The 12,261-nt window shown below is 48.2% G+C and carries 11 protein-coding genes, 5 pseudogenes and 1 riboswitch; of the genes and pseudogenes, 10 read left to right on the plus strand and 6 right to left on the minus strand.

The features are described from left to right. Positions 1–15: 15 nt before the first annotated feature. The 6 genes and pseudogenes from A3SI_RS15300 to A3SI_RS21775 form a co-directional block, all read right to left on the minus strand. Complete coding sequence (locus A3SI_RS15300; RefSeq protein WP_009057330.1) at positions 16–1,848, minus strand: TonB-dependent receptor domain-containing protein; 1,833 nt, start codon at positions 1,846–1,848, stop codon at positions 16–18. A 507-nt stretch (positions 1,849–2,355) separates the two neighbouring features. Next, positions 2,356–3,228: a nucleoside phosphorylase gene (locus A3SI_RS15305; RefSeq protein ID WP_040671140.1), complete on the minus strand. Its 873-nt coding sequence runs from the start codon at positions 3,226–3,228 to the stop codon at positions 2,356–2,358. Next, positions 3,203–4,206, minus strand: a pseudogene (gene trhO, locus A3SI_RS15310) (oxygen-dependent tRNA uridine(34) hydroxylase TrhO). The gene A3SI_RS15305 and the pseudogene trhO overlap by 26 nt, the downstream one beginning before the upstream one ends. An 88-nt stretch (positions 4,207–4,294) precedes the next feature. After that, positions 4,295–4,932: pseudogene (locus tag A3SI_RS15315) on the minus strand (acetyltransferase). Positions 4,933–5,046: 114 nt separating this feature from the next. After that, positions 5,047–5,649 carry a DUF2851 family protein gene (locus A3SI_RS21770; RefSeq protein WP_083836553.1) on the minus strand — a complete coding sequence of 201 codons (603 nt, stop codon included), beginning with the start codon at positions 5,647–5,649 and terminating at the stop codon, positions 5,047–5,049. A 35-nt stretch (positions 5,650–5,684) separates the two neighbouring features. Further along, a pseudogene (locus A3SI_RS21775) lies at positions 5,685–6,371 on the minus strand (DUF2851 family protein); the annotation flags it as partial. 147 nt (positions 6,372–6,518) lie between these two features. Between A3SI_RS21775 and A3SI_RS15330 the strand changes: the two are divergent. The 10 genes and pseudogenes from A3SI_RS15330 to A3SI_RS19130 all read left to right on the plus strand — a co-directional run bounded on the left by A3SI_RS15330 (position 6,519) and on the right by A3SI_RS19130 (position 11,979). Then, complete coding sequence (locus tag A3SI_RS15330; RefSeq protein ID WP_040671145.1) at positions 6,519–6,899, plus strand: hypothetical protein; 381 nt, start codon at positions 6,519–6,521, stop codon at positions 6,897–6,899. Positions 6,900–7,044: 145 nt separating this feature from the next. Then, a pseudogene (locus A3SI_RS23370) lies at positions 7,045–7,233 on the plus strand (tetratricopeptide repeat protein); the annotation flags it as partial. 21 nt (positions 7,234–7,254) lie between these two features. Beyond that, positions 7,255–8,082 (plus strand): sensor histidine kinase, encoded by an 828-nt coding sequence (locus A3SI_RS15335; RefSeq protein WP_009057333.1) that lies wholly within the window; start codon positions 7,255–7,257, stop codon positions 8,080–8,082. Beyond that, a complete protein-coding gene (locus tag A3SI_RS15340) occupies positions 8,079–8,354 on the plus strand; it encodes an ATP-binding protein (protein WP_009057334.1) in 276 nt (91 codons plus the stop codon). The genes A3SI_RS15335 and A3SI_RS15340 overlap by 4 nt, the downstream gene beginning before the upstream one ends. Beyond that, positions 8,351–8,944, plus strand: a complete 594-nt coding sequence (locus A3SI_RS17855; protein ID WP_009057335.1) for a response regulator — start codon at positions 8,351–8,353, stop codon at positions 8,942–8,944. The genes A3SI_RS15340 and A3SI_RS17855 overlap by 4 nt, the downstream gene beginning before the upstream one ends. A gap of 63 nt (positions 8,945–9,007) precedes the next feature. After that, a riboswitch (TPP riboswitch) is annotated at positions 9,008–9,103 on the plus strand. Positions 9,104–9,175: 72 nt separating this feature from the next. Then, the gene (gene thiE, locus A3SI_RS15350) at positions 9,176–9,793 is read left to right on the plus strand and encodes a thiamine phosphate synthase (protein WP_040671147.1); all 618 of its coding nucleotides are present in this window, start codon (positions 9,176–9,178) and stop codon (positions 9,791–9,793) included. Between the two features lies 1 nt (position 9,794). Next, positions 9,795–9,989, plus strand: coding sequence for an ABC transporter substrate-binding protein (locus tag A3SI_RS19810; protein WP_202946877.1), 195 nt, complete (start codon positions 9,795–9,797; stop codon positions 9,987–9,989). A 65-nt stretch (positions 9,990–10,054) separates the two neighbouring features. Then, entirely contained in the window at positions 10,055–10,675 is a 621-nt protein-coding gene (locus A3SI_RS15355; RefSeq protein ID WP_202946878.1) for an ABC transporter substrate-binding protein, read from the plus strand. Next, positions 10,672–11,474, plus strand: a pseudogene (gene thiM / locus A3SI_RS15360) (hydroxyethylthiazole kinase). The gene A3SI_RS15355 and the pseudogene thiM overlap by 4 nt, the downstream one beginning before the upstream one ends. 283 nt (positions 11,475–11,757) lie before the next feature. Further along, positions 11,758–11,979, plus strand: a complete 222-nt coding sequence (locus tag A3SI_RS19130) for a hypothetical protein (protein WP_156810342.1) — start codon at positions 11,758–11,760, stop codon at positions 11,977–11,979. Positions 11,980–12,261: the final 282 nt, after the last annotated feature.

The following is a 12,261-nucleotide window of genomic DNA, read 5'->3' on the forward strand; positions in this document are numbered from 1 at the left end:
ACAGACACATTATCCTCATTTAAGCGAATAACCCGCGTCTGCACATCCGTCGTAAAACGATGATACACCACAGCATTTAGCAGGTACTTGTCCACCCTTCATATAACCGAATTCATAACTATTCGTGAACTCTGGCTGCAGCTCCTGATTCCCGATACTCAAGTTAAAGAGATCGTTTACCCGGAAAATGGGGGCCAGGGCCCAAATATTCGGTCGAGATATCCTTCTCGAAAAATTAGCTGTTAACTCTTCTTCGTCGCCCAAGTTATACGACAGATAGGCAGAAGGAAAAAGATTAAAATAGTTGTTCACGAAAGGCTCGGGATCACTCTCCAGGACCGAGCTAGTTTCGGTATACTCCCCACGTAAACCTGCCTGATAGCCAAGTTTTCCCACCTTATGCCGAAAGCTCGCATAGGCCGCGTACACATTTTCCGTAAAAGAAAACGCATCAGAGAAGAAGTCATCGAAAATCGGAACAAACTCCGTGTTTTCATCTCCCTGAGAAAATTCCTGGGCGCGATCCCAAGTTCCTAAGGTTCCCTTTAAACCCGTTTCAAATCGGCTTCCATTTCGAAAAGGCTTTTCATAATCCAACTGCAGCACTGTCAGGTTACTGGTCTGTGGCCTTTCATTTTCCTGAATCAGCCGATTCCCGGGCACCTCGACCATATCCTCATTAAAAAACAGCTGATCAAAAAAATCTACCTGAAAGCGCTCATCCCGAGAAAAAGAAGCCGAAGCGAAGAGCCGCTGCCCGAGCGTATCGATGTCATAGGTGTAACTCAGTCCCGTCTCGAAATTATTACTCTCTCGAACCTCGTCATTATTTCGGATAAAAAGGCTATCCAGCGAGCGATCTAGGCGCTGCGACCGCTGATTCAAGATCTCAAAGCGATCCCGCTGCCGAAAATTCCCTTGTGCATAGAAACCGATCACCTGATTATCCCTCACATTCCAGTCGAACCCCCCTCTGAAGAGATGAGAAATATCGACACTCTCCTGAAAGGAATCTTGGTCTAAGATGGGGCTGGCGTTCGCCAAAGAAGCCTCCCGAAAACCTTCAGATAAACGAAAAAGTCTCCTATACTGATAGTTATACGAAGCGTAGTAGTTAATCTTTTCCGTTCCATAATTCAGGTTAAGGCCCGCATTGTACTTGTCTCGAGTCCCCGCTGATACGTTCACCTGCCCATTCAAACCTGTCCGCTGGTTTTTCTTTAAAATGATGTTAATGATCCCACCTACACCAGCGGCATCATAACGACTAGAGGGATTCGTGATAAGCTCTACCGACTGAATGCTGTTCGCAGGAAACTGCTCCAATATGCTTTCGGCATCATCCCCGGATAAATTGGACGGACGTCCATTAATGTAAATCAAAATATTTCCACTTCCACGCATGCTAATTCCACCCTCATCATCCACCTGGATCGAGGGCAGTGTACTTAAAAGTTCAGAAGCGGTGGCACCTTCCGCCACGATACTATTTTCTACATTATACCTACGCTTATCGATATCGCTTTCAAACATGGAAGCAACTCCCTGAACGACCACCTCATCTAAGTTTTTGGCCGTGTTTTCAAGACGAAGTGTACCCAGATTTATCTCCTTGCGGTCATTTGGCCTAAGTGAACGAAAAAAATCATCATAACCGATAAAGCCTACACGCAGAATGTAGCCCTCTGCTGGCACACTAAAATCAAAGGTCCCGTCTAAGTCCGTCATGGATCCCGTAATTAAGGTAGAGTCGGAAGGAGAAAGTAGCGCCACATTCGCAAACTCTAGCGGATCACCGGACCCCGCATCTACCACTTTACCCCTGAGCCGAAGCTCTTCTTGTGCCACAGCAAAACTGCTGATAAAAAAAAAGTAGTCCTACAAGAACGCGCACTCGCCAAACCAATACGTAACTCCATTTTTCGCTTTCCATCCCGATTTTATAATTATTTCAATTATATACACAATATTTACCGCACACATGGCCTTGTTATAGAAACAAGGCGCTGCGCGCAATGTTCCTGAAATACATGTATCTACATGGAATAACTTTAAAGCTTATGAACTGCGCTATATGGGTATGAATGGCAAAAAAAATACAAGTTAGCTCGGGAACTAATAAAAACTCTCCTAAGTTTAATGAGAAAATAGGGGTGGTATAAAGTTAATATCACACCGAAAAAAAATTTAGTCCTATAGAAAACTTCTTGAAGGCTTTCTACGTTGGGGAGTTAAGATTTGTGAGCGAAACGTAAAAAAATGCAGCTTAAAGGCGGTTTTTTGTACGACAAACAATTTTTTTCACTATCTTCGAAGCATTGTATACGGGTGACTATATTAAAAAATGGCGGGATGTTATTCCGCCACTTTTTTTAGTACTTCTCGAATCAAACTATCTACCACTTTTTCACTATCCTGGGAGAATACCTGCTCCACACGATTCGCTACGATCGCATTCACACTTAACATCTCATGCCCCAGTAAGCGACCCATCGCGTAATAGCCCGCCGTCTCCATTTCAAAATTAGTCAGGCGTAATCCCGCGATACCTGTTTCTGTTTGGGATAGCTTTTCGATAATGGTGGGAATAGCCGGCACCAAACGCAAGCTCCGTCCCTGAGGCCCATAAAATCCCGGGCAAGTAGCCGTGACGCCCGTCAGCATATTTGCGCCTATTTTTTGAAGCAAACGTCTGGATGCACCTACCGCATACGGTGTGAAACCAATTTGAAGCGTATCCGCCACGCGCTGACGTAAGTTTTCCTCTTGCTCCGTATAGGCAGGCGTATAAAAGTGCATCAGCGTGTCTAAGCCCACAGCGAAAGCGCTGGCTAGGTGGGCATCCACAGGCACATCAGACTGCATACTTCCCGAGGTTCCGATACGAATAATCGAAAGACTCTTTTTCTCTTCCTTTTCACGACGCGTTTTCAGATCGATATTTACAAGAGCATCTAACTCATTCATGACGATCTCGATATTATCCGTTCCCATGCCTGTGGACATGACCGTAAGTGGAGTCCCCTTATAGGTTCCAGAATGAATGTTAAACTCACGCTTCGATGTCTTAAACGTTAGCGTGTCAAAGTACTGGCTCACCTTCTCCACACGCTCCGGATCCCCTACCGTAAGAACAGTTGAAGCCAGATTTTCTGGCTTCAAGTTCAAATGATAGATACTACCGTCCGCGTTTAGAATAAGCTCAGACGCAGGTATTATCTTGCTCATGTTGTAAATTTTTTATCTTTTCTTTATTCGGTTTGCGCTGCAAACCTAAATAGGGATTATACCCATTACTTTTTTTCACATAATACCCCGTCCCGTCGTACGGACGCTTTTCAGGATGCGCTTGGCAGCTTGTAGAACAAGCACCCTCTAATTCCCAGCCGCAATTTTCACAGATAGGCACGTGTATGTTGCAGGTTGGATTCGCACAGTTTACCATCCGATCGGAAACCGTGCCACATACATGGCAGGTAGAGACTACCTTAGGATTTACCTTATTCACATCTACGGCCAGTCGATTATCGAAAACATAACACTTCCCCTCGAAATCTTCACCTCCTACATCCATCCCATACTGGATGATGCCACCATGCAGCTGGTAGACATCTTCGAAACCCTGCTCTAAAAGAAATGCTGAGGCCTTCTCGCATTTAATGCCACCCGTACAGTAGGTAAGCACCTTCTTGCCTTTTAGATGGGCTAACTCCTTTACTTTTTCCGAAAATCTCGAAAATTATCGATATCCAGCGTCAGCGCATTTTTAAAACGACCTAACTTATGCTCATAGTTAGAACGGACATCTAAAATCACCACATCTTCCTGATCCTTTAGCTCCTTAAACTCCTTTGGGCTTAAATGCTTACCCGTACGCACATTCGGATCCAAGTGACGTAAGCTACTATGCACGATCTCCGGCTTATACCGCACATGGATCTTGCTAAAAGCATGCGCATGATGACGCTCCACCTTAAATATGGTAGACGCAAAGCGAGGATCCGCCTTCACATAGGCCATATACGCTTCGCAGTCTGACAGAAGACCGGACACGGTTCCGTTCAGCCCTTCATCCGAAATGATAATTCTGCCCCGAATATTATGTTCCACGCAGAAAAGATGGTGTTCATCGCGGTACGCTTCCGCATCCTCTATCTTGGCATAGCAGTAATAGAGTAAAATCGCGTAATCTTGTTTGTTTTCCATAACCTAAGCCCTGATTCCAGCAGGGTGTTATTTGTGATCAACTAAACGCTACTAATATAAATAAATAAACTAAATTCAGTCGATACCGTCAAGCTTTTACGGGCATAGCGGGATTCCCGAAAACAGTCTGACCAGCCTTTACATCAGAAATCACCACAGATCCAGCACCTACTCGCGCCCCCTTCCCTATCGTGACACCTGACACGACGATAACCCCAGAGCCGATAAATGCATCTTCTTCTATGCGAACACCCGCATTAATGAGTGCGCCCACGCCCAGCTGCACGAAATCACCGATCACACAGGCATGCTCCACCACGGCACGGCTGTGCAGCATACAGTGACTCCCCAGCTCGGCCCCTTGACCGATGACGACCCCTGCATTAATAAAATTACCATGGCCGATCGCCGCATCCGGCGCGATATGTGCGGCAGGATGAATCGCATTCACCGGTTGCATTTTTCGCCTCTCCTGAAGCATCTTCACTAAAAACTTACGGTACTTCAGCTCGTCCACTGCTACGAAAGCCTCGCATTTCTTGCCGATCAACTTTAAAAACCATCATCTTCTGTATGCCCTAAAACCGACACCTCGCCTATTTCTACTCCGTGCTGCTCCTTATCCTCCTCCAGGAAGCCGTACACGACGATATTGTTTTGAGTAAAAATAGACAAAGCAGGGCGAGCGATGCCGCTGGCCCCTAATATGATAACTGGTTTTTCCATAATGCTCTTTAAACGAGCCCAAAGATACAGCTTTCTCCTTTAGTGTACAAAATCCCGCTGAAACACAGCTTCCTTCCGACGCAGCGAAGACAGACTTAGCACCCACTCTCCCACTCACATCAAACGGACTTTGGGTAGAGGGCCTTTTGGCCGAAGCGCCGCCTGCCCTACTTTACACTGCAGGCATCCCTTCGCACTACAAAAATGCTGATACAGACCCATCACCCCCTGTGCATCAAAAGCACTAGACAGCGGAAATCCGGCTTCCTTATAGATGCGCGTAACTTTATTCCGCTCTGCAGGATACTGTAAGAGTAGGTCGATCGCCCGCTCTCGGTACTGATCCAGCTGCATGTAACGGGCATAAGCCAACCAAAGGGGCACCCGAATATTCAAACTCAAGCGCTCCAGACTATCCTTACTCAAGCCTGTCGCCACCGGCTTTTCAGCTTGCCGACCGAGGTCAAAATGGCTCTTCCAGTAGTCCGGCACCTGCTCTAAGCTCGCAGATAAATGAGCGATAAACGTCTCCTCTTCTTGATTAATCCCATCCCACAGATTGGGGAGCGAAAGTAAATAGGCGATCGCCTGTGCCAGCCTTCTCCCCGGAAAATTAGGAGGACGCACCCCTTTTCGGCGCCAAAGTATGGCCGGGTGCGCATAGCGCAAACGATGCTTTTTTGCCAAATACAGGTACTCCTGCTGCAGTCCATGCACGTAGCATCCGTGGCATGCCCTGAAACAGGTAAGAGCCCCGCACTACCGAAATATAATGCATAAATACTTAGCCCACGATTTTTTCCTAGCCGCCGTACGTCTGCCAGAGGTACGATCTGCGCCAGCTCTAACATAGGCAGCTGATTCAGCTTAAAGCCGAAACAGTAAAACAGCCACCAGTAGCTCACCTGCTCCCAGTCCCCTTTGCTACGCGCTAACAAGGTCAGAATAAAGCTAATTTTAGATGCATAGCGCGCATGAAGCGCTACCTCCATAGCCGAATGTAAAACGATCTCAGAAAGCTGCGGCAAAAACGCCTTACACAGTAAAAATCCCTGCTCCCGCTTGAAGGCCTCATATTTCGCTAAAACCTCAGTCTTCACCTTGTCTTTTAAAACAAGTGTCGGCAGAGGGGTGCCATTCATCCGCGGAACTACCCGGTCCGCCTCCCAAACCACATGCAGCACTACCTGCTCATAGCGCGCATCTCCCTGATGGCCATGTCGAAACCAGTCCGAAGAGCGCGTGTGGATCTCAATGTGGCCTACCTCTAGAAGCCCATCGATGCAGACATGCCCCTCTAAAAAATCAGGCCCATCGTGCTGATTATAAAAACCTACACGCTGAATCTGTAGCCGCTGCCCGTCCACCAGACACAGCTCCTCGCTATCAAAGTACAAAAATCGCCAAACAAAGTGTAAAAAATCTTCCTTAAACAACATAAACCTTTCGATAAAAATACAAAACGCCAAAAAGTTCGGACTTTTACGCGGACAGAGTCGGGAAAAAAACACTTATTCCTACTTTTTTATTACTTTGCGGTAAGAAAACACCTACCCAGCCCCAATATTCATTTAAGTACCTAACTGATGACGCTAAATCCCCGCATACACGCCATAGTTAGCTTGTCCCTGTATCTGCTCCTACAAGCTTATCCCACCCTTTGTGCCGCACAGGCACCAGATGCACCCTCTCGTCTAGACAGCCTACTGCTGCGCCTACATGATCCCTTAGTAGATAGCGTGCGGAGGGAAGTGCACCTCGGTATTTTTATGGAACTGGCATTTCAGGATAATGCACGCGCGCTGGCGCACTTAGACACATGTATTCAAATCGCAGAAGCGGAAAATGCCATCCGCTCTCTCGGACGATTTTATAACAATCAAGGGGTTATTCATAACATCAGTGGCCGCCCTGATCAGGCATTGAAAAGCTTCCTTAAAGGCGCTGGAATATACCGAATCCGTTAAAGACACCTCGAACCACATTAATATTTTAGGGAACCTGTCGAGCATTCACCTGAATAAAAATCAAATTAGCCGTGCTCGTTATTACAACCAAAAAGTCTTTGAGTTAATCGACAAAGACACGCAGCAGGACACCTACCTAAACACACTGAATAACAAGGGCATTATCGCGAATAGAGAGGGAAATCGAGAGGGTGCTTATCAGGCATATACCGAAATTATCCGCATCGCGAAAGAATCAGGAGCTACTACCCGGGAAGCGAATGCACTGAATAACCTAGCCATCTGGCATTTAGATGGAGGAGACCCACAGACGGCACTCCAGCTGCTTCAGGAGGCCCTTCCCCTAAACTTGTCTGTGGAGAATCGCTATCAGCAGCTGCTAAATCATCTAAACATGGGCCGTGTCTTACTGGAACTACGACGGTATCAGGAGGCGCTGGCGCAAAGTGAACTGGCCATCAGCATCGCCGAAGAGGAAGCCTACAAGGAGGAAGAGGCCCTAGCCTACCAACTTGCTGCTGACGCTCTGCAGGGACTTCGCCGCTATGCAGAAGCCTTCAGCGCACTTCAAACGTACAGCGAGCGCATTCTGGCTTACAAGAAAGAAATGTACGATTCGGAGCTGATGGAGCTTCAGGAAACATTCGATTTCGAAAGGCAAGAGCAGGATATCAACTATTTAAAAGAGAAAGAGACCCTTCAGGCCGCGCTCTTGGATAAAAGACAAAACCAAATCTACCTTTTCACGGCACTACTCCTGCTGACTGTAGCCGTGCTCGGCATCGTGTACTACCTCTTCGCAGAAAAGAAAAAAGTGGCCCAAGTGCTGGAAGTGAAAAATAAAAAGATCGAGACGCTGATTCGCGAGCTTCACCACCGCGTAAAGAACAACTTGCAGATCGTCAGCTCACTCCTGAACTTACAGTACCAGCGCACCGCCGACCCGAGCACGAAGGAAGCCATTCGGGAGGGCCAAAGCCGCCTGGAAGCGATGACACTCATTCATAAAAACCTGTACATGCATGAAGATTTTTCGGGCATTAACATGAAGGATTATCTTGATTTTCTGACCAAAAGCTTGGCGATCTCTTATGGTTTTCCCGTAGAAGCTGTACACACGCGCGTGGAGCTGAAGGAGCCGATGTTCAACCTCGATCAGGCTATTCCTTTAGGCTTATCGTGAACGAGCTGGCTTCGAATGCCTTTAAATACGCCTTCGACACGCTCCCGACAGAGGCCGCACGACTGGAACTTGAACTCTTCGAGACAGCAAGTAATAAAGTCTCTTTGCGCATTAAAGATAATGGCAAAGGCCTTCCTGAACATCTCGTACCCGAACAGAGTAGTTCATTTGGACTCCGACTGGTAAACACCCTCAGCCGACAGCTCGACAGCACCCTCTCCCTCATGCGAGAAGGCGGAACTAGCTATCAATTAGAATTTGAACGTAAATGAAGGAAGGAATAAAGATACTGATTATAGAGGATGAGCTGCTCGTCGCTATGGACTTAGAAGAAACCCTCCTGAGATTAGGCTATCAGGTAGTGGGCGCGGCGCATAATGTGGCCCTTGCAAAAAAACTTTTGTCAGAAAAGCGTCCCGATTTGGTCCTTTGTGATGTCAACTTAAACGACGCCATCGATGGCATAACACTGATGTCCGAGCTGCGTAAACAGTATACCTTTATCGTAATCTTCTTGACCGCATTCCACGATAACGCCACCTTAGCACGTGCGATGGAAGTGGGCTTAAGTAATTACATCGTCAAGCCCTTTCAGGAACCGCAGCTTCGCGTGACCCTGCAGATGGCGATCGAGCAGCACAGGCCGAAGGAGCAGGCGCTGCGCCAACTCCTGTCCCCAAAGGAAATTCAAGTTCTCGAACTTCTTTATCGGGGGAAAAGCCCTCAGGAAATAGCGGATGAGCTCAGTAATAGCTACCAAACAATCGCCACGCATACGAAAAGCCTACGCAAAAAGCTGTGTGTGAAAAGCAGCCTAGATCTCGTGGCCCTAGTGGCTAAAAATCGTTGGTTTGACCCTTAAAACACCTATTCTACGAAGAAAAATAGCCTAGGGGAACATTTTTCCCGCTCCGGCGTTACACCTATAACTCGTTAGGGGTGGCTAGATGCTTCTGGCCTGAGAAATACCCTCGAACCTGATCTGTGTCATGACAGCGTAGGAAAACGAAGCTGACTCCCTTTTGTGGGGAAAAAAGCCACTTTGTGCTCCTGCGCAAAGTGGCTTTTTCATTTCATCTACTCGAATACGCTTATGTTTAAAGGAATTTACGTGATTACCGACGAGTTTTTAACTCCGAAATCCAGTATCTACACACAAGTAGAAGAGGCCCTCGAAGCAGGTGCCACCATCGTGCAGCTCCGCGATAAGGAAAGCAGTGATGCCGACCTACTGCCTCTGGCCGAACAGCTTCAGGAGCTTTGCCGCAGGCATAAGGCCACCTTCATTATAAATGATCGGGTGGAGCTGGCGCAAAAAATGGGCGCTGACGGGGTGCACATCGGCTTCCATGACCTCTCTATCCGGGAAGCCCGCACCCTACTCGGTCCTGATAAAATCATTGGCATCTCTTGCTACGGCGATCTGGATCGGGCAGAAAAAGGCATCGAAGCAGGAGCAGATTATGTGGCCTTCGGTGCATTTTTCCCCTCACCCACCAAGCCGAAAGCCGCTGTAGTCGACAAAGCCCTTATCGCAGAAGCGAAAAAGCGCTTTCAGGTACCTGTGTGCGTAATCGGAGGTATCACAACAGAAAACATCTCTGAACTGGCACCCTACGGAGCCGACCTGTACGCCACTGTCAGCGCTGTTTTCGGTGCACACTCCATCACCGATGCGATCTACGAACTAAAATCCAAAACCCACTTATAACATGAAGATTTCATTAGCCATCGAGTGGTTTTTAAACCCTGACCACTTACCTCTATTGGTGGCCGACCAAAAAGGTTTTTTCAAAGAAGCCGGCGTCAGCACGTTCGATCTGATCGTGCCTGAGGCGCACTATGACGGGCTAGAGGAACTGATCCAGGCAAAATCCAATTTGCCACCAACGAGCCTTTACACCTGATCGAGCAGTACGACGACGAATTTCTGTCCCTGGGTACCTACTTTCAGACCAAAGGCGGTGTAATCATGAAATCTGCCTCGCTGGATGCCTTGCGCATGGGCGAAAAAATCCGCGTTGCCACACCCGTCTCGAATGAAAAGACGAACCGCATCGGACTCGAAATCATTCAGCGCTACGCCGCCAAGGAAGGCATTCAGGTAGGGCGCGAGCAAGTAACGTTCGTCGCAAAGGATTTTTACTTGATCCACCACATGGAGGCAGGCTTCGATGCGGGATGGCTCTACTTTTATAACTTCGAGGGAGTGGAAGCCAAGCATAAAAACCTGGATGTAGTATTTATGGACTGTGACACTGCCGGGTTCGCTAATTTCTGCGGCCTAGACCTGTTTACCTCGAAAACCTTCTATAAGGAGCAGCCAGAGCTAGTGCATGGCTTCGTGGCAGCGGTAAAAAAAGCCATCCATTGGATCCACGAAAATCCGGAAGAAGCAGCCAGTATCTACTACAGCTACATGCAAGAAGCGCCTAGCGCCTTAACAGATGACATTTTAGTCCATACGGCGCGCTGTTTCGATCCGGAGTTTGAAAGCAGCTACGAAAAAGAGCTCCCTATCCTGCATTTCTTTAATGAAATCGGCATCACCAACTTGGAAGAGTCACGTTTTAAAACCGCCTTTTTAGCATGAAATATACCTATCTCGCGGGCCTTCGTGCCTGCACGCCCCTAGTGGAAGCGATCACCAATTATGTCACGGTAACAGACTGCGCGAACATCGTTTTGGCCGCAGGAGCTCCCCCGCCATGTGCGAGTCCGCCGAAGAGGCCTATGCCTTCACTAAGCTAGCCGCGGCAGCCTATATAAATATCGGTACCCTGACTCGAGAGCAGGAAGAGGCGATGCTACTAAGTGCGCGTGCCGCAAAGGAGGTAGGCATTCCAGTAGTCTTAGACCCTGTGGGCTGTGCTGCCATTCCGCGCCGCAAGCCTTTCATCGATCGCTTACGCACGGAAGGTGTAGTGAGCGTGGTAAAGGGAAATAGGGGCGAAATCAATAGCCTAGCAGGCGTAGCCGCTCAGGTACGCGGAGTAGATGCCCTGGACGATGGTCAGGATGGCACGGAAACATGCATGCGCCTTGCCCGTGACTGGAACTGCATCGTCGTAGCGACAGGCAAGGTGGACATCATTACAGATGGAAAGCGGGTGGCCTACGTGCAAAACGGGCATGAAGTGATGACGCGGATCACCGGCGCTGGCTGCATGCTGGGGGCACTGTTGACCGCATTTTGTGGTGCACACCCGAAGGAGCTATTTGAGGCCTGCACCATGGGCACCCTGCTGATGGGCGTGGCTGGGGATCAGGCTGCCGCCAAAGAGAACGGTCATCTTCCTGGCACCTTCCGAGCGGGCTTGATGGATGCCATTTACTCCACGGACGATGAAGCCTTACGAGCATTAGGTCGATTAGAGCTGCGTGATGTGTAAGATCCAGCGGATTTTGTAGTTCTTCTTTAACTCAATTAAAGCACTATTTTCAGGAAAATTAAACCCAAAGCGGGGAGTGGTCTAAAGCACTTCCCGTTTTTCATTTATGGGTTCTCATTTTCATACTCCTAGTACGCACAGCAGCTCCATAGCCCTGAAAAAATAGTAATTCTTATAAATTCAAAGATCATATCCTGCATAGCGGCGGACCTTATGCTAACCGCGCGGCATTAGCCCGAGGATCGAAAGACGCTACATCCTCTATCCCGCGCGGGAGAAAATCATGCTAGCACATCCCAGCCTAAACCGCGCGGAAACAGCGCTTATCGAAAATGCATATATCCATTACAAGCATTACGTGGGGGATATTAATGATCGGTTCCATGACGTTTCTCGCCCCACGCTGAAAAATGGGGAACGCCTCTCGTGCCTGGGGCTGAAGCCGCCAGGCCTTCCCAAAATCCGCCGCTATGCGGCTCGGCTCAGGATTTCTGCTTCCTACTAGGATGCGACCTAGTGCGACGAGCTCGAACAGGCTTTTGGCTACGGGTAAAAACCGAAAGCAAACGATCATAATCGAACATAAAAAAGAAAGCAAAAGAAACCAAACGAAAGCAAAACCCTCGAAAATAGAAAGAAAACGAAAGTAAACGATCCCAATCGATCATTCCTCCTCGAAAATAGAAAACAAACGAACATCCGCCTTACACACCATTCCGTCTAAAAAATCGCCTCAAAAGCAGTCCATACCCCCCCCACCAAGTCCCACGCCTGCAGCGCCATTAAC

The sequence above is a fragment of the Nitritalea halalkaliphila LW7 genome, assembly GCF_000265075.1.
Lineage (GTDB): Bacteria > Bacteroidota > Bacteroidia > Cytophagales > Cyclobacteriaceae > Nitritalea > Nitritalea halalkaliphila.